The following is a 16,486-nucleotide window of genomic DNA, read 5'->3' as shown; positions in this document are numbered from 1 at the left end:
CCCATGCCCTTTCCGGCGAATGTCCTCCGGCGTCGGCCGGCGGCCGCCACCTCCCCCTTTATTTCGCCTCCAAGGGCATGGGGACCCAGCGCCCGACCCACCGACAGCGCTAGAAAAGCCTGGCTTCCCCTACTCACCGCAAGCCGAGCCCCGTAGCGGCCGGTAGGCTCCTGGGCAAAATAAAGGAGGAGGCCGCCAGGCCGGGGGACATTTGCACCAGGGGCTACCGGCTGCTACGGGGCCCTCACGCTCGCGACCGCCCCGATCGGAGACGCCAGCCCCTGCGCCTGCACACCCGGCCATCCGCGTAGCCTCGTGCTCACTCTGCGACGGCCCTTGCAACAGGACGCTTCCCTCAGATGGGAGCAGAAACGTGTCTTGCTGCCGGCCCAGTGCTGCCGGGCCTTAGGCAGAAAATCGATATGCATATCCCGGCCGGTCATTTCCCGGGCAGGGGCGCATTCAGCAGACTGGCGCGCCTCCCGGACCCCCTGCGGCAATGGCTTGCCGCACCGGAGCGTTGTCCCCCACCCAGGAACCTGCATGTCTCTGCTTCGTCGTCCGCTGCGCCTGCGGCCTTTGGTCGTGTCCCTGTTGCCCCTGCTTGCCACCAGCCCCTTGGCGCATGCCGCCGATGGCCCGGCGCCCACCGAACTGGAGGCCGTGCGGATCACCGGCTCACGCATCCCGCGCGCCAGCGTGGAAGGACCCTCGCCGGTCACCGTGATCACCCAGCAGCAGATCGAGGCGCAGGGCTACCGCAGCGCCTTTGAAGCGCTCAGCGCGCTCACCGAGAACACCGGCAGCGTGCAGGGCGAAGACTTCGGCAATACCTTCACCCCGGCCGCCAACACCATCAACCTGCGCGGACTGGGGCCCAACCGCACCCTCGTGCTGGTCAACGGCCGCCGCCAGTCCGATTACCCGCTGGCCTACGAAGGCTCGGTCAACGTCGTCAACCTGGCCAATATTCCCAGCGCGCTGATCGACCGCATCGAGGTGCTCACCGGTGGCGCGTCGGCGGTGTACGGCTCGGACGCCATCGCCGGCGTGGTCAACATCATCCTGAAGAAGTCCTACGAGGGCGTTGGCATCAACGTCAAGGCCGGCACCACCGAGCAGGGCGGCGGCGACAACCAGCGCCTGCAGGTGGTGGGCGGCAGTACCGGTGACCAGTGGGAGGCGATCTTCGGCCTGGAAATCGCCAACCGCAAGGCGATCTACGGCTCGCAGCGCGACTTCATGGATTCGCTCACCGACGACCCGCGCGGCGTCACCCCGTTGGCAACCGGCGTGGCCTACCGGCGCAATGCCAGCACCAACAGCTACATCGATCCCGGCGCCGACGGCTGCGATGCCAGCAGTGGCCTGTACGGCGGCAGCGTGTTCCGTGCGCAGAATCCGCGCCAGGGCTGGTACTGCGGCAGCAACGAAGCGGCGGCCACGTTCTGGACCGTGCAGACCGAGAAGCGCAACATCGATGCCTACAGCGCACTGACCTGGCACCTCAACGACCGCCAGGAACTGTTCGCCGACGTGGCCATCGGCACCGCGCGGATCTACAACAACACCCGTGCGCCCAGCTGGACCTCGTCGCGCAACTACTTCTACAACCAGAACAGCAGCCAGCTGGAAAGCTGGTACCGCCGCTTCGCCCCCGAAGAGATCGGCGGCGTGCAGCGCAATGCCAACCGCTTCCTGGAATCGTCGTGGTCGTTCAACGTTGGCGCGCGCGGCAGCCTGGGCAGCAGCGACTGGGATTACGAAGCGGCCTACAGCCGCTCGCGCTATGAAAACCGCACGCGCCGCCCAGTGCTGCTGGCCGGCATCAACGACTACCTGCTGGGGCCGAAGCTCGGCACGCGCAATGGCGTGGACGTGTATGCGCCCGATCCTGCGCGGCTGTACCAGCCGCTGACCCCGAACGAGTACGAGAACCTGTCGTCCACCCAGGAAAGCCGCAACGCGGCCTGGCTGCAGGCGGCCACCTTCAGCGTGAACGGGCAGCTGTTCGACCTGCCGGGCGGGCGTGCGGCACTGGCCGCTGTGGTCGAAGCGGGCAGCCAGGGCTACCGCAACCGTCCCGACCCGGCCCTGGCCACCGGCGAGTTCTGGAACACCAGTGCCGGCATTCCGTCCGGCGGCGAGCGCGACCGCTATGCCGCCGGTGTCGAGCTGCAGCTGCCGCTGCTGGAACGCCTCACCGCAACCGTGGCCGGCCGCTACGACCAGTACCGCGCCGCCGGTGACCATCTCGGCAAGGCCACCTGGAGCACCGGCCTGGAGTTCCGACCGTTCGACAGCCTGCTGCTGCGCGCCAGTGCCGCCACCAGCTTCCGTGCGCCGGACATGAATTACGTGTTCGCCAGCGAAACCCGCGGCTACAACCCCGGCATGACCGACTACTGGCGCTGCCGCACCGCCGGCCAGGCGTATGACGACTGCGATTACAGCGGGCTGTCGATCGACTACACCAGCGGCGCCAACCCGCAGCTTCAGCCGGAGACGGCCAAGTCCTACGGGGTGGGCCTGGTGTGGTCGCCGACGGCGAACCTCGACTTCACCGCCGATTACTACGACATCCGCATCGACGACGAAGTAACCAACCTGGATTCGTCGCGGATCCTGCGCGACGAGGCCGATTGCCGCCTCGGTCAGACGGTGGGCGGCGATGCGCGCGACATCAACTCGGCGCAGTGCCAGGACGCGCTGGCGCGGGTGATCCGCAACCCGGCCGACGCGGCGGTGCAGCCCAACCAGGTGACCCGTGTGCTGATCAACCCGATCAACGCAGCGTCCGAATCGGTGCGTGGCATCGACCTGAAGGCCACCGCGCGCTGGGATGCAGGCCGGTTCGGTCGGTTCTCCACGCGGCTGGCGTACTCGCTGGTGATCGACCATGAGTACCGTCAGTTCGCCGAGGATGGCGTGGTGGACCAGCGCAACTCGCTGGATTCCTACCAGTGGCGCAGCAAGGTCAACGGCAGCGTGACCTGGGCCATCAACGACTGGACCGCCACGTTGTACGGCATGCGGTATGGTTCGCTGCCCAAGACCGATGGCAGTGGTCGCATCGCGCCGTACATAACCTACAACGCCAGCCTGTATCGCACGCTGACCGAGAACGCGAGCGTAGGCCTGATCGTCAACAACCTGCGCGACAGCCGCCCGCCGGCGGACAAGAACGGCGGCGGCTGGCCGTTCTACCCGGTCGGCAATTACGACCCGTACGGGCGCCAGCTGTGGCTGGAGTTCGACTACCGGTTCCTGTAACCGAACCGCGTAAGCAGCGCAGCAGGGCCCGGCATTGCCGGGCCCTTTCTACAGGTGCGGCCATGCCAGCGACAGCAGGATCGACACGCCCAGCCCGAGCAGTACCACGCCGGTGCCGCGCTCCAGCCACGGCAGGGCGCGCGCGAAGCGGCGCAGCACCGCCGGGTGCCCGATCAGCGCCGCTACCAGCAGGTCCCAGCCCAGCACCACGCTGAACATCCAGCCGGCGTAGAAGAGCTTGTTGGCGGTAGCGGCGGCAGGCCCCTGCAGCATCGCCGCCAGGGCGGCGTAGAACAGCGCGTTTTTCGGATTCAGCAGTGCCGACAGCAGCCCCATCGCCGCGGCGTTCCACCAGCTGCGGCGGGGGGATGCGGCCGCGGCCGGCGCCTCGCCACCCACGGGTGACACGTTGCTGCTGCCGGCGTGCCGAAGGAACATCACGCCCATGTACACCAGGAAGCAACTGCCGGCCACCTGCACCGCGATGAAGCCACCACTGCCCGGGTGCAACGCGGCCACGCCAGCGAACGCGGCCGCGATGAAGACGCCGTTGCCGAGTGCAATGCCGACGCAGGCGCCGGTGGCGATGCGCCAGCCTTGCGCCACGGCAGTACGCGCTACCAGGAAGAAGTCCGGCCCCGGTGACAGCAGGGCCAGCAGGTGCACAGTGGCAACGACAAGAAACTGTTCCATTCACACCAGCGGGGTCGGGCACGGGCAGAAAGTGTGTCCGGACCGGCGCGCGCGGTATTGAACGAAATTGCGCGCTCAGCGCCGGTACTGACCCGGCGTGGCGGCGGTATGCGCCTTGAACATGCGCTGGAAATGGCTCTGGTCGGAAAAGCCCAGCCCGTGCGCGATGCTGGCGAGCGCGTCACCGTCGCGCAGCTGCAGGCGTGCACGTTGGATGCGCTGGTCCATCTGCCAGGCATGCGGGGTCAGCCCGGTGGCGCGGCGGAAGGCGCGGATCAGCTGATAGCGGCTCATTCCCACCCGCCGCGCCAGGTCGTCCAGCGGCGGGGTGTGTGCCAAGTCCTGCCGCAGTTGCGTGGTGACCGGCGCAAGGCGGCGTTGCAACGCTGCTTGATCAATCGTGTCCTCGAGGGCATCACCTTGAGCAGGGTCAAGATCACCGATGAACGCAACCAACGCGGCATCCTTGGCTTCCATGGCAGCGCTGGAGAACAGCAGCGCGTTGAGGGCGCAGAACTGGCGATAGCGCACCGGGTCATCGCAGACGCGGACCGCGTCCATACCGACCTCGTTGCCGGTGGGCGCGGACATTTCGTTACGGACCGCGTGCACCCAGTGGGCATCCAGATGCAGCATCTGGTAGTTCCAGCCCTGGCCGGGCAGGGGATTGCAAGCATGCACGCGCCCGGCAGGCACCACCACCACGCAACCCGGCTGCAGCACGCGTGGACCGTCGGCTGCACCGCTGAAGACACTGCCGCCTGCATCCACGGCACCGACCGAGAACGTGGCATGGCTGTGCGCGGTAACAGGCACGGCTCGCGCAGGCACGTCGGCTTTCGACGTGGGGCATGCGCGGATCTCGCCAGAATTCGGTGGTGGCAGGCACGGGATGGGGGGCGGCTGGGGGAGGGAAAGCATGCCACGCGGCGCGCGCGTCTGCCGGACGCTGTCGATGCAGTCTGGCAGCTGCGGCAAGCGGGCGGGTATGCTGCGACGCTGCCATTGCCTGTGTGGCATGGACAAGGAGCCTGATGATGAACGTTGTATACCGTCCTGCCGTACCGGCCGACGCCGCGGCCTGTATCGACCTGCGCGGACGTACGCGCGAGAACGCGTTTTCCGCCGCGCAGCTGGCCGCGCTTGGCATCACTGTGGACAGCTGGGCCGCCGGCATCGCCCAAGGCGGTTTTCCGGGGCACGTGGCCGAGGCGGACGGCGGCATGGTGGGCTATTGCTTCGGCGATCGCGACAGTGGCGAGATCATCGTGCTGGCGCTGCTGCCGGCGTGGGAAGGCAAGGGCATCGGCAAGGCGCTGCTGGCGCGCACGGTGGACGACTTCCAGGCCTGGGGTTTCGAACGCCTGTTCCTGGGTTGCGCTGCCGACCCTGGCGTGCGTTCGCACGGCTTTTACCGGCACCTGGGGTGGCGGCCGACCGGCGAGATCGACGATCTGGGCGATGAAGTGCTGGAACTGCATCTGCGCGGGTGACCGCGACGCTGCACGGGTAAGTCCGCTTCCACGCACGCACGTGTAGGAAGACGACGCGTTGGTGATGGAGCGCCACGCGCGTCCCGGTTTGGCCGCAACCAGCGCGGGATGCTGGCGGCCGTTCCGGGAGGATGCCGATGCGAAAGGTCCGTTGTCGATCCATGCTGCGTGGCCGCTGGTGGTGGCTGCTTGCCCTGTTGCCGGTGCCCGCGATGGCGGCACCACCGCCCCCGGCGACACCCGCACCGCAGGTCCAGCAGATGCATAAATGCCGGGTCGCCGGGGTGGCCACGTTCCAGCGTCACGCCTGCGCGGACGGGCAGGCCGAGCAGGCGTGGGAGGTGGACGTGGTGCCGGCCCAGCGCCAGCATGCCGCCCGGATCGAGGCGATCCGGCGAGAACTGGAGGCGCGCAAGCGCGCGCTGGAACTGCAACGCAGGCCGCTGGTCGATCCGCGTCCACGCCGCGGAAGCGCCCCGCCACGGCGGCGGACACGTGCACCGCCGGGCGCGGTGATCGCGCTTCACCATCAGCCGCGCGCATGCGCCAAGGCGAAGCGCCAGCGCGATGCCGCGTACCGGAAGGCCGGCATGGCGCGCAGTCTCGCCCTCAGCCGACGCATGGACGACGCGGTGTTCGATGCGTGCCGATGAGCCGACTTGGGACTTACCGGCTCGGCTGCGCCATCAGATAGCGCGCCAACGCATCGAAGGCGGGCAGGGTGGTGGGATCGTTGGCGCTGTTGCCGGCCACCGGATGCGACCCGAAGCGGGCGATCACCACCTTGGCCGCAGGGTCGATATACAGGGCCTGGCCGTGCACGCCGCGTGCCATGTAGGCGCCGTGTGCGTTGTGACTCACCCACCACATGCCGCGGTAGCTCCAGCCCGGCAGCAGGGGATAGCCGGCCTTGGCGAAGGCGCGCCTGTCACCGCCGGCCCGGATGCGCGCGATGGCGGCGGCCGGTACGACCTGCTCGCCATTGCTGCGCCCGTCCTGCAGCAGCAGCTGGCCAAGCCGGGCCATGTCACGCAGCCCGGCATTGAAGCCGCCGCCGGCGAACGGCGTGCCGCTGGAATCGACAGTGTAGTAGGCGTCCTGCTCGGCACCCAGGCGGGTCCAGATACGCTCGGACAGCAGCGTGGAGACCGGCTTGCCGGTACGCCGCGCGATGATCCAGCCCAGGGTGTCGGTGTTGATCGTCTTGTAGCCGAACGCCTCGCCGTGGCGCCCCTGTTTCTGCACGGTCTGCAGGTAATCGTAGTAGCTGCGTGGACCGGTGTAGCCCGGGGCGGGCGGCAGCGTGCTGCCGGCGGCGGCGTACTGCCAGACTTCGGCGTTGGGGTCGGCGTAGTCTTCGCTGTAGCGCAGGGCGGTGGTCATCTCCAGCACCTGCCTGACCGTGGCATCGCCGAACGCGCTGCGCGCGAGTTCCGGAATGATCGCACCGACGGTGTCGTTCTCATCCAGCACTCCTTCGGCGACCAGCATTTCGCCGAGCAGGCCGGTGATCGATTTGGTGACGGACATCGCGCCGTGCTGGCCGTTGGGCTGCAGGCAGCCGGCGTAGCGCTCGTACACCACCACGCCGTCGTGCAGCACGATGATGCCGTCGGTGTAATTGGCCTGCAGCGATTGCGCCCAGGTCATGCGGGTACGCGTGTTCAAGGGCGTGAACGGCAGCGCGTCGATCGCCGCATCCAGCCGCTGTGGCAGCGGCGCCGCTGCCCCGGGCCCGCGGCTGACGCCCACCGTGGGCATCAGCTGGCGAAAGTGGCAGGCGGTCCAACGCAGCTTGGGGAAGGCGAAATAGTCGCTGTCGGTGTAGCGGATGCGCTTGGCCTCCGGCGGCGGGAAGCCCTGCATCCAGCCCAACGCGCCCGGGTCGGAGGCCGCGGCGTCCGGCGGTGCCGCGCTGGCGGTGGCGGCGTGGGCACCGGGCAGCAACGCCAGGGCGCCCAACAGCGTGCAGGCAGCGGCCCGTCGCCACTGCGCGCGCGGGAAGTGCAACCGGGTGGGGATCGCCATGGCCATGTCCTTGTGCGCTACGCCGTTCGTAGAGGCACAGGGTACTGCACCGCGCGCGAGCACCGGCCAAGGCGCACCGGCAGCAGCAACAGGATGGGGTGTGGCGGAAAGGCGCGGTGCTGCGGCGCGCAGCGGCGGCAGGCTCCCTGCAGGGCAGGGAGCCGCGTGGCGTTACGGGTTGCTGGATTCGCCCGTGGGCGCCGGTGCGATGGCCGGTGCGCTGCTTTCCGGCGTGGGCAACGACAACGCCGGATTGCCCTGCTGGGCCTGCAGCGCCTGGATGCGCTGGTTCAGCGCGTCCAGCTGGCTGTGGGTGCTGCGCAGGTCGGTGCTCAGCGTTACCGCCTGCTGCTTGGCCTGCTGGATCGAACTGCTGACCTGCAGCGACTGCTGGCGCTGCAGTTCGGCTTCCTGCTGCAGGCTGCGCAGGCGCTGTTCGTTGAAGGCGACCAGGTTTTCGGTGTAGCGCTTGCCGGCTTCCAGGCGCGTGGTGTCGATGTACACCTGGGCCAGTTCTTCGGTCTGCTGCACGAAGGTGCGGTAGACCTTTTCGGCGTTGTCGACCGAATCGGTCTTGATCACGCGCCAGAAATCCTTGTCGTGGAACAAGGCGGCGTAATACTGCAGCGTGCTGGTGTTGAACAGCAGGCTGGCGCCGTAGCTGCCGTTGTAGGTGGTGCGCAGTTCGGTCAGCTGCTTGGAATCGACCAGCTGGCGCAGCTCATCCACGGTGTTGCGGACCACCGGGGCGCTGCGCGCCGGCTCGGTGGCCTCGCCCTTGGGCGCGCGCGCGGCCAGTGCCTGCGGCGCCAGGCCCAGCGACAGCAGCACCAGGCTGCCCACGAGCAGGCGCTGGCGGGTGGAACCCAGGGTTTTTCTCTCTTGCATCATCAGGCCGTCCACGAGTGGCGCATCGGTGAAATTTCGTCTGTGAAATCCAGTCCCCGCCGCAGTCTAGCGTGTCCCGCTGCGGCCTGCATCCTGCGGGCGCAGGCTGCACGGCACTCAATACACCAGCTGGGCAGGGTTGCACTGCACCGCCTGCAGGTGCACGTCGGTGCGGCCCAGTTCCAGCCCCAGCACCATCGCAAGGGTCTGGGTCAGCAGGGTACCCACGCCGTTGAGCACGGGCTTGAGCAAGCCTTCCAGCACCGGCCGCAGCAGGGTGCACAGCAGGCCGCTGCAGGCCACGCTGTTGGTGCCGGGATCGGTGACGCTGCCGCTGCCCTGGTGGTTGTCGAGCATGCCGGACGGAGCGGTCTGCAGGTACGTGGCCAGGTTGCCCTTGACGCAGCTGTTGTAGGCCAGCAGCGTGCTGACCAGCCCGCTGCAACGGTTGATCACCAGCCCGCCCAGGACAGTGCCGAGCAGGCCATCCAATACCCCGAGGCCCTGGCCGGTGACCACGGCGCGATAGCCCTCCCAGGCCGAGCCGTCCTTGTAGCAGGTCTTCAGAAGAAGCAGGCCGCAGGCGTATGGCACCCCATCCTTGACCTCCCAGTCACCGAAGGCCTCGATGCCCTGCGCCGACGAACCGTTGCGCAGCAGTGCAATGGTTTTGTCGACGTCGTACAGGCCGTTGCCTGGGTTGGCCGCCTTGAGGAACTGGTCGGCCAGCTGGTTGGCGGTATCGGCGTTGCCCATGCCCTTCGATGCCGGGTTGAGCATGCCGCTGAGTACGCGCAGCAGCTCCCGGACCAGGTCGTTGACCGCCGTGCCGATCTGCGCGCCGTTGATCCAGGTCGACTTCGTCTCGCCCGGTGACAGGGTCACCGTTTCATCATGGGTGAGTGCGTTGAGCTTGATCTGGTCGTTGATCAACGGTGCGCCGAGCAGGGTCAGCAACTGTTCGTTCTGCAGGCTGGCGTCGCACACGTTGCGCGTGGAGAACTGCGTGGCCGCATCCACCTTGCCCACGCACGCACGCAGCACCGACGACTCCACGCGGATGGTGGCCGTTGCCGGCTGCGCGGCGCACTGCAGCCCGGTCAGGGTGCCCATGGCATTGGTCACATCGGCATACACCGGCAGGTGCAGGCGGATACCCAGCGCGGCCAGTACCTTGCCCAGACCCAGCGACAGCTTGTTGCTGTCGATGTCCAGCTTGACCCGCACCTGCGCGTTGTAGGCGCGCGCGCCGACGCCGCCGATGGCAATCGACGGGGGCTCGATGACGGCCGTCTGCGCCTGGACCAGGCCGAGGATGCTGAGGTTGTTGACCGCCACGCCGCGGCCGCCGTTGGCGATGCTGATGCTGGTGGTGATCAGGTCCAGCGCGTTGACCTCGGCCTGCAGCGCCGCCGAGGCGGGGCCGTCGGGGGCGACGATGCTGCCGAACAGGCCGCTGCCGGCCGCGTTGCTGCCCAGCTGCAGGTTGAGCTGGTTGATATCGAGCTTGGCGGCCAGTGCGTCCTTGAGTGCGCGCATATCCACCTGGGCCACGCCGCTCTGGCTGAGCACGCTGGCGGTGGCATCCAGCAACTGCCCCAGCGATACCTTGTGCGCGGCCAGCAGGGCGTTGAAATCGCCGACGCTGATGTTGGCGTCCACCGGAATGCCCAGCGCCCTCAGTAACCCGCCGGGGGTGATCTTGGCCTGGGCCAGGCCGTCGTAGCCGAGCAGGGTGGTCTGGTCGAGGTCCACCCCGACCAGTTTCAGCACACCGCCAAGCGGCGTGTTGCCGTTTACCCGCAGCAGTTGCGAGCCCACGCTGAACACTGCCAAGGGCGGCGCGCGCGTGGCTACGGCCTGTGCGCGTACCTGCGGCAGCCCGTGGGTCTGGCCGAAGAACGGCAGCACCGGGCGTTCGGCGATGACCTTGACCGCGTTGACCGGTGCCGGGGCGGTGCCGATGAAATGGTCGGCGCTGGCGTGCGTGGGGTTCCACACGCCACAGCTGACCTGCAGCGTGCCGGGGAAACGGTTGGCGGTCAGTGCGTTGCTGCGCGCGGCGGCGTTGTCGGCCCGGTTGGCCGTGCACAGATCCAGCCGTTGTGCGCCGGCCAGCGCGGACAGGTCGGCGATCTTCTGCACATCGCGCTTGGCCCAGTACAGGTAGCCGATCTCGACCAGGCCGAGCATCGTGACCAGGCCCAGCATCACCAGCATCATCGTCACCGACATGCCGCCGCTTTGGCGGCGCGCCGGTGGCAGGACAGGGCAGGGCGGTCGCGACCGGTTCATGGGATCACTCTCCGTTGCCGGCACCAGTGACTTGCTTGCGTACGCTGGTGTCGAGGAATTCGGGGATCGGGTGGGTGAAGCTTTCCAGGTAGCGCGCGTAGCTGAGCGAGGCCTGGTCGCCCAGGATGGGCAGGCGTGGGCCGGCGCTGGCGCCACTGGCCTGCAGCTGCAGCAGGGCGCGGGTGGTGTCGCCGATCTGCGGGCGCGGGGACAGCAGCGGGGCCAACGGCGCGCTGGCGGGCAACGGCGGCAGCACCGCCCGTGATGGCGGCGGCGCGGCGGGGCCAGGCATCGGCGCTGCAGGCGCAGCGGTGGGCGGGGCGTCGCCGAGCATCTGCCCGGTCAGGGGGCGCTGCTGGGCCATCGCCCCGGCGCAGGCGAGCAGGGTGGCGGCGAGCAGCGTGGTGCGCACCGCGCAGGGAAGGGGCGTCATGGCGTGCTCTCGTTGGCGTGGTGGGTGGCGCCGAAACGTTCCAGCATCGACGGGGCCAGCCGCGCATCGGCGCGCGTCGCCCGGGGTGTGCCCGTGCTCGACGGTGCGCGGCTGGCCGGGGTTTCAGCGGCGAGCATGGCCGCCGGCGGCAGCGCGGTGGCGCGCGCGACGGGCGGCTGCCGCAGCTGCTGCGCGAGCCGTTGTACTTCCTGGCGCGCGGTGTCGGGCAGCGCGGCACTGCGCATGATCTGCTCGGCCATCGCCGGGTCATTGCGCAACAGGGCCCAGACCGCCAGGTTGGCGTTGGCCTTGACGCTGCCCGGTGCCAGCTCGGCCGCCTTGGCCAAGGGCTCGCGTGCCGGTTCAAGCGCGCCAGCGCGCAGCCGGGCGAAACCGAGGTCGCCCAGGTAGTCGGTGTTCAGCGGCTGCAGCTGTACGGCGCGGGCCAGGCTGGCCTCGGCCTGCGTGGCATCACCGGCGCGTGCGGCGATCAGGCCCAGACCGTGCCAGGCGGCCGCGCCCTGCGGGCCGTTGGCCAGGCTGGTGTAGAGCGCACGCGCGGCGTCGGTCTGCTGGGTTTCGCGCAGCGCGTCGGCCTGCAGCAGGCGCAGCGCAGGGCTGTCACCGTAGCGCAGGCGGTAGGCCTCCACATGCGCCAGCGAAGCGTAGTACGCGCCTTGCCGCTGCATCTGCCCGATCAGGTCCAGGTACATGCGCTTGTCGTCCTGGGGCGGCGTGTCCAGCGGCGCCAGGCTGAGCGGGTCGGGTTTGTAGGCGTTGCGCGCCGACCCGCAGGCGGTGCACACCGCCACGCTGATGAGCAGTACGGCGCAGTGGCGGAATAGGATCGGCATGGTGGTCACCCCAGACGGTTCACGGCATTGGCCAGGGCGATGATCGCCGGGCCCGACAACACCAGCATCAGCGCTGGCAACAACGTCAGCATCATCACGATGGTCATCTTCACCGAGAGCTTGCCCACCTTTTCCTTGAGCGCGGAACGGCGCTGTTCGCGCAGGCGCACGCTGAACTGGCGCAGCGGTTCCTGCACCGCGCCGCCGTGCTCGTGTACCTGCAGCATCAGCTGCACCAGGCTGCGCAGGTCTTCGTCGCCGAAGGACTCGGCCAGACGACGCAGCGACTGCTGGCGGCTGCGGCCGTGCATGTAGGCGATGTTGGCCTGCTGGATTTCACGCCCGAGGACCGGGATCGCGCTGCGCAGCTTGTCGCCCAGTGTCTGCAGGCTCTGGTCCATGCTGAAGCCCACGCCCTGCAGCAGGCGCAGCAGGTCGATGAGCAGCGGCAGTTCGGCCGACACCCGTCGGCGCAACCGCGTGGCCCAGGCCCGCAGCGCGAACTTCGGCAGCAGCACGCCGGCGCCGAGCGCGGCCCCCATCACCACCACCCGGCTCAGCCCGTCGCCGTCGTAGACCATCGCGGCCAGCAGCAGGCCGGCCAGCGCGATCAGCAGGCGCAGGGCCAGGAACGTGGCGGTGCCGACCCGCGTGTGCCACCCGGCCTGGTCGAGCAGCAGGCGGTCTTCGGGTGCCAACAGCGCCGCTTCGATGCGGCCGCCGTTGAAGCGCTCGCCCAGCGTGGCCAGCCAGGCCCAGCCGCGCGGCGCGGCGGCCACCGGCGGTGGTGTGCCCGACTCGGCCGGCGTGCGCGGTTCGCGGCTGCGCAGTGCGCCCTGCAGGGTGGCGGCGGTGCGCTGCTGCTGGCCGCTGAGCCACAGCCCGGCAATGCCCAGCAGGCCCACGCCCAGGGCGAGCAGCAGCAAGGCCACGATGAGCAGGGTGCTGGCGCTCATAGCGAGCGCGCCAGGCGGTACAGCAGGAAGCCGCCGATCAGTTCCATCACCAGCGCCGCGCCGAGGATGCGGTGGCCCAGCGGCACCTCCAGCACGGGGGCGAAGAAGTCCGGGCTGGCGATGGCCATCAGCAGGGCCGACAGCGGCGGCAGCAGGCCGAGCACCCACGCCGACATGCGCGTTTCGGAGGTGGTCGCCATCAGTTCCTGGCGGGCCTGGTCGACATCGCGCATGAAGTCGCTCATGCGCTGCAGGATCTGGTCCGAGCGCCCGCCGATGCGGATGCTGACCCCCAGCACCACGGCCAGGACGTCCAGCACGTCGAGCCGGTAGGGTTGCGCGGCCTGGCTCAGGGCGCGGTCCAGGTCGAGCCCGCTGCGGGTGCCCGACAGCGTGTCATCGAGCAGCCCGCGCAGCGGCATCGGCACCTGCTGGCTGGCGGTCTGGAAGGACATCTGCAGGCTGTTGCCGAGTCCGGTCAGCCGCACCAGGTTGTCCAGGAAGTCGGGAAGCTGGCGCAGCAGGCGGCGCTGCAGGGCCAGGATGCGGCGCGAGATCCACAGCCCCAGCAGCAACGCGCACAGCCCCAGGGTGATCGGCCACATCCACGCGGTGCCGATGCGCGCGGCCGCGGCCCAGCCCAGCAGTGTCGCGCCCAGCAGCCACAGGATCGGCAGGCGCCAGCCAGTGCGCAGCGCGGCGCGTTGCAGCAGCGCATCCCACGGCAGGCCATCGGCGCGGCGGGTGCCGGTGGGCAGTGCAGCCGGTGCCGTGGGCCGCGTGGGCATGCCGGCCAGTTGCGGCGTGGCGGGTGTGGCGGCCAGCCGTTGTTCGGTGTGCTGCAGCGAGGCGCGCAGGCGTTCGCGCCGGGCCGCGCCCATCCACAGCTCGATGGCCACGGCCACCAGCACCAGGATCGCACTGCATAGCAGCAGCACCGTGGTCATGCTCAGTAGCCTCCGTCCAGTGCCTCGCGCAGCTGCCGCCGGAACGGCTCGAGCTTGTGCGAATGCGGGTGGAAGCCGAGCCCGATCCAGCGGTCGATCTCCTTGCCGTCGGCATCGATCTGGATTTCGTGGCGGAACATTTCCTGGGTGCTGATCAGGTTGTCGCTGACCCCGGTGATTTCCGTGATGGACACCAGCACGCGGCGACCACTGCCAAGGCGCGAGATCTGCACGATGAAGTCGATCGCGCTGGCAATCTGCCGGCGCAGGCTGTCTTCGCTGCCCTGGAAACCGGCGAAGCCGGCCAGCATCTCGATCCGGTACAGGCAGTCACGTGGCGAGTTGGCGTGGATGGTGGCCATCGAGCCGTCGTGGCCGGTGTTCATGGCCTGCAGCATTTCCAGCACTTCGGCGCCGCGCACCTCGCCCACCACGATGCGGTCCGGACGCATGCGCAGGCTGTTGCGGACCAGGTCGCGGATGCTCACCGCGCCCTGGCCGTCGGCGCCGCCGATGCGGCTTTCCAGGCGCACCACGTGCGGATGGTTGAGCGAGAGCTCGGCGGTGTCTTCCACGGTGATGACGCGTTCGTCGGCCGGGATGTAGCTGGCCAGCGCATTGAGCAGCGAGGTCTTGCCCGAACTGGTGCCGCCCGAGACCAGGATGTTGCAGCGGCCCAGCACCAGTGCATGCAGCAGCGCCTGCATGGGGCGGTCGAAGGTGCCCATGCGCAGCAGTTCATCGGGGGTGAACGGGTCCTTGCGGAACTTGCGGATGGACACCATGGGACCATCCACCGCCAGCGGGGAGATGATCGCGTTGAGGCGCCCGCCGTTGGGCAGGCGCGCATCCACCATCGGGTTGGACTCGTCCAGCCGGCGCCCCAGCGGTGCCAGGATCCGCCGCAGGATCCGCAGCAGGTGGCTGTCGTCGCTGAAGCGCTGTGGCGCGCGCAGCAGGCGGCCGCCCTGGGACACGTGGATGTCCTTGTAGCCGTTGATCAGGATGTCTTCGATGCTGGGATCGTGCAGCAGGTCGTCGAGCGGGCCGAACCCGGTCAGTTCCTTGACCAGCGCCGCGGCCACCACCTCCATCTCGGACTCGTTGACCGGGATGCGCCACTCCTGCACGAAGAGGGCGGTCTGGGTGTGCACGTAGCGCGCCACCGTGTCCGGCGCCCAGGCATCGATGTCGATGCGTTCGTCTTCGATGCTGTTGAGCAGGTGCTCATGGGCGGCGACCAGTACCTTCTGGTACTCGTCGGACTGGGCAAACGGGGAGACCACGGCATCGTCCATCGTGCCGGCATCGGCACGGGCATGCGGCGGCGCGAACGGCATCACTTTGTCTTCCATGGGAGACCACTCAGGCGGAGGACGAGTTTTTCCCGCCAGCCACGCGGCAGGACGCCGGCGAGTGCCGGGTCCAGTCGCGCCAGCAGCGGGGTGAGGGCACGCAGGTACGGGTCGCGCGGGGCATCCTGCAGCAACAGATGGCCGTGGTTGGCGCTGGCGCGCAGGCGGTTGCAGTCGGGCAGGGTGGCGAGCAGCGGCAGGCTGAAGCGCGCGGCGATCTGCTGGGGTGCCAGGCCACCGGCTTCGTCGTGGCGGTTGACCACCAGCTGCAGGCGACCGTCGCGCACGCCCAGTGCCTCCAGCTGTTTCAAGGCCAGGTCCAGCGATACCAGTGTGCCGATGGCCTGGTCGGCCACCAGCCAGATCTCATCGGCGCTGTTGAGCAGCGAGCGTGGGATCTGCCGGATGGGCGCGCCACCGAGATCGCACAACACGCTTTCGAACACGCCGCGCAGGCGCTGCACGAGCACGGCCGGGTCGGGGATCGGGCTGGCTTCGCTGCCCGCCGGCTGGCCGAGCAGGGCCAGGCCACCGGGGTGGCGGGTCATGGCGGTGCGGACGAAGGTGGCATCGATGCGGGTGGCGTTGCGCAGCGCATCGGTGTAGTGGAACTGGCTGTCCAGGTTGAGGTACAGCGCGGCGTCGCCGGCCGGCAGGCCGAGGTCGAGCAACAGCAGGCTGTTGTCGGGCGGGACCGGGTCCGCGTTCGCGGTGGTCGGGGCCACCGGATGGCCCAGCTGCTGGGCCAGCACGCCCACGTGCGCGGCCAGGGTGCTGCTGCCGACCCCGGCGCGGACGCCCAGCACCAGCACCAGGTGCGCCTTGCGGGCCGTCTCGGGCGCCACGCTGCGCATGCCTGGCGTGCCGCCGGCGCGGCGCAGCACGGCGTCGATGTCGGCGGTGGGCGCGTCCAGGTCGAGGATGTCGCGGATGCCCGCGCGCAGCGCGGCGACCACGCCGTCAAGTTGATCGTTGGCGGTGGAGCCGACCGCCACCAGCGGCAGGTCGGGCAGGGCGCGCTGCAGGTGGCGGGTCAGGTCGCTGGTGGCGCTGGCCTGTTCGTGCCGGAAGTCGAGCAGCACCACGCAGGCCCCGGTGCGCCGGTGCACCTCCAGCGCTGCGATCGACTCGCGGCTGTCCTCCCAGTGCACGCGGGTACCGGCCGGCAGCTTGGCGCCGAGCACGTCCAGCAGGCTGCGGTCAGGCGCGACCAGTACCAGGCTCATCGGCGGCGCCATCGGTTGCAGCAGGTGGAGGGTGGCGGTGGACAT

14 protein-coding genes are annotated in these 16,486 nt (G+C 69.3%); 3 read left to right on the top strand and 11 right to left on the bottom strand.

Annotation, left to right across the window (positions count from 1 at the left end; genetic code table 11):
• The first annotated feature begins 543 nt into the window (after positions 1-543).
• Positions 544-3,273 carry a TonB-dependent receptor gene (locus AC1DCJ_RS17540; protein WP_478071530.1) on the top strand — a complete coding sequence of 910 codons (2,730 nt, stop codon included), beginning with the start codon at positions 544-546 and terminating at the stop codon, positions 3,271-3,273.
• Positions 3,274-3,321: 48 nt separating this feature from the next.
• On the opposite strand, the gene AC1DCJ_RS17535 is transcribed toward AC1DCJ_RS17540, so the two are convergent.
• A complete protein-coding gene (locus AC1DCJ_RS17535; RefSeq protein ID WP_478071529.1) occupies positions 3,322-3,966 on the bottom strand; it encodes a LysE family translocator in 645 nt (214 codons plus the stop codon).
• 75 nt (positions 3,967-4,041) lie between these two features.
• Positions 4,042-4,797, bottom strand: coding sequence for a helix-turn-helix transcriptional regulator (locus tag AC1DCJ_RS17530; RefSeq protein ID WP_478071528.1), 756 nt, complete (start codon positions 4,795-4,797; stop codon positions 4,042-4,044).
• A gap of 206 nt (positions 4,798-5,003) precedes the next feature.
• Between AC1DCJ_RS17530 and AC1DCJ_RS17525 the strand changes: the two genes are divergently transcribed.
• Together AC1DCJ_RS17525 and AC1DCJ_RS17520 are read left to right on the top strand one after the other, a co-directional pair.
• Positions 5,004-5,459, top strand: coding sequence for an N-acetyltransferase family protein (locus AC1DCJ_RS17525; protein ID WP_478071527.1), 456 nt, complete (start codon positions 5,004-5,006; stop codon positions 5,457-5,459).
• A gap of 161 nt (positions 5,460-5,620) precedes the next feature.
• Positions 5,621-6,112 carry a hypothetical protein gene (locus AC1DCJ_RS17520; RefSeq protein WP_478071526.1) on the top strand — a complete coding sequence of 164 codons (492 nt, stop codon included), beginning with the start codon at positions 5,621-5,623 and terminating at the stop codon, positions 6,110-6,112.
• Positions 6,113-6,125: 13 nt separating this feature from the next.
• Here the strand turns inward: AC1DCJ_RS17520 and AC1DCJ_RS17515 are convergent, their stop codons facing one another.
• The 9 genes from AC1DCJ_RS17515 to AC1DCJ_RS17475 all read right to left on the bottom strand — a co-directional run bounded on the left by AC1DCJ_RS17515 (position 6,126) and on the right by AC1DCJ_RS17475 (position 16,486).
• Positions 6,126-7,487, bottom strand: a complete 1,362-nt coding sequence (locus tag AC1DCJ_RS17515) for a serine hydrolase domain-containing protein (protein WP_478071525.1) — start codon at positions 7,485-7,487, stop codon at positions 6,126-6,128.
• Positions 7,488-7,658: 171 nt separating this feature from the next.
• Positions 7,659-8,375 (bottom strand): DUF2968 domain-containing protein, encoded by a 717-nt coding sequence (locus AC1DCJ_RS17510; RefSeq protein WP_137189625.1) that lies wholly within the window; start codon positions 8,373-8,375, stop codon positions 7,659-7,661.
• Positions 8,376-8,492: 117 nt separating this feature from the next.
• Positions 8,493-10,610: a TadG family pilus assembly protein gene (locus tag AC1DCJ_RS17505; protein ID WP_478071524.1), complete on the bottom strand. Its 2,118-nt coding sequence runs from the start codon at positions 10,608-10,610 to the stop codon at positions 8,493-8,495.
• A gap of 64 nt (positions 10,611-10,674) precedes the next feature.
• Positions 10,675-11,103 (bottom strand): DUF3613 domain-containing protein, encoded by a 429-nt coding sequence (locus AC1DCJ_RS17500; RefSeq protein WP_478071523.1) that lies wholly within the window; start codon positions 11,101-11,103, stop codon positions 10,675-10,677.
• On the bottom strand, positions 11,100-11,957 hold the full coding sequence (locus tag AC1DCJ_RS17495; protein ID WP_478071522.1) for a tetratricopeptide repeat protein: 858 nt from the start codon (positions 11,955-11,957) through the stop codon (positions 11,100-11,102). Before AC1DCJ_RS17495 ends, AC1DCJ_RS17500 begins: the two co-directional genes overlap by 4 nt.
• A 5-nt stretch (positions 11,958-11,962) precedes the next feature.
• Entirely contained in the window at positions 11,963-12,913 is a 951-nt protein-coding gene (locus AC1DCJ_RS17490) for a type II secretion system F family protein (RefSeq protein ID WP_478071521.1), read from the bottom strand.
• Positions 12,910-13,860, bottom strand: coding sequence for a type II secretion system F family protein (locus AC1DCJ_RS17485; protein WP_478071520.1), 951 nt, complete (start codon positions 13,858-13,860; stop codon positions 12,910-12,912). The genes AC1DCJ_RS17490 and AC1DCJ_RS17485 overlap by 4 nt, the downstream gene beginning before the upstream one ends.
• A gap of 2 nt (positions 13,861-13,862) precedes the next feature.
• Complete coding sequence (locus AC1DCJ_RS17480) at positions 13,863-15,215, bottom strand: TadA family conjugal transfer-associated ATPase (protein WP_448135935.1); 1,353 nt, start codon at positions 15,213-15,215, stop codon at positions 13,863-13,865.
• Positions 15,200-16,486: a CpaE/TadZ family protein gene (locus AC1DCJ_RS17475; protein WP_478071519.1), complete on the bottom strand. Its 1,287-nt coding sequence runs from the start codon at positions 16,484-16,486 to the stop codon at positions 15,200-15,202. The genes AC1DCJ_RS17480 and AC1DCJ_RS17475 overlap by 16 nt, the downstream gene beginning before the upstream one ends.

The sequence above is a fragment of the Stenotrophomonas sp. 10N36 genome (assembly GCF_056395005.1).
Note: the sequence above shows the minus strand (reverse complement) of the source record. Positions and strands in the feature narration are given on the sequence as shown.

Bases quoted from the DNA above. Each gene is read 5' to 3' on its own strand.
- AC1DCJ_RS17510 (WP_137189625.1), bottom strand. From the start codon at position 8,375: ATGCAAGAGAGAAAAACCCTGGGTTCCACCCGCCAGCGCCTGCTCGTG.
- AC1DCJ_RS17525 (WP_478071527.1), top strand. From the start codon at position 5,004: ATGAACGTTGTATACCGTCCTGCCGTACCGGCCGACGCCGCGGCCTGT.
- AC1DCJ_RS17495 (WP_478071522.1), bottom strand. From the start codon at position 11,957: ATGCCGATCCTATTCCGCCACTGCGCCGTACTGCTCATCAGCGTGGCG.
- AC1DCJ_RS17505 (WP_478071524.1), bottom strand. From the start codon at position 10,610: ATGTCGGTGACGATGATGCTGGTGATGCTGGGCCTGGTCACGATGCTC.
- AC1DCJ_RS17475 (WP_478071519.1), bottom strand. From the start codon at position 16,486: ATGTCCACCGCCACCCTCCACCTGCTGCAACCGATGGCGCCGCCGATG.
- AC1DCJ_RS17535 (WP_478071529.1), bottom strand. From the start codon at position 3,966: ATGGAACAGTTTCTTGTCGTTGCCACTGTGCACCTGCTGGCCCTGCTG.
- AC1DCJ_RS17515 (WP_478071525.1), bottom strand. From the start codon at position 7,487: ATGGCGATCCCCACCCGGTTGCACTTCCCGCGCGCGCAGTGGCGACGG.
- AC1DCJ_RS17485 (WP_478071520.1), bottom strand. From the start codon at position 13,860: ATGACCACGGTGCTGCTGCTATGCAGTGCGATCCTGGTGCTGGTGGCC.
- AC1DCJ_RS17500 (WP_478071523.1), bottom strand. From the start codon at position 11,103: ATGACGCCCCTTCCCTGCGCGGTGCGCACCACGCTGCTCGCCGCCACC.
- AC1DCJ_RS17490 (WP_478071521.1), bottom strand. From the start codon at position 12,913: ATGAGCGCCAGCACCCTGCTCATCGTGGCCTTGCTGCTGCTCGCCCTG.
- AC1DCJ_RS17520 (WP_478071526.1), top strand. From the start codon at position 5,621: ATGCTGCGTGGCCGCTGGTGGTGGCTGCTTGCCCTGTTGCCGGTGCCC.
- AC1DCJ_RS17480 (WP_448135935.1), bottom strand. From the start codon at position 15,215: ATGGAAGACAAAGTGATGCCGTTCGCGCCGCCGCATGCCCGTGCCGAT.
- AC1DCJ_RS17540 (WP_478071530.1), top strand. From the start codon at position 544: ATGTCTCTGCTTCGTCGTCCGCTGCGCCTGCGGCCTTTGGTCGTGTCC.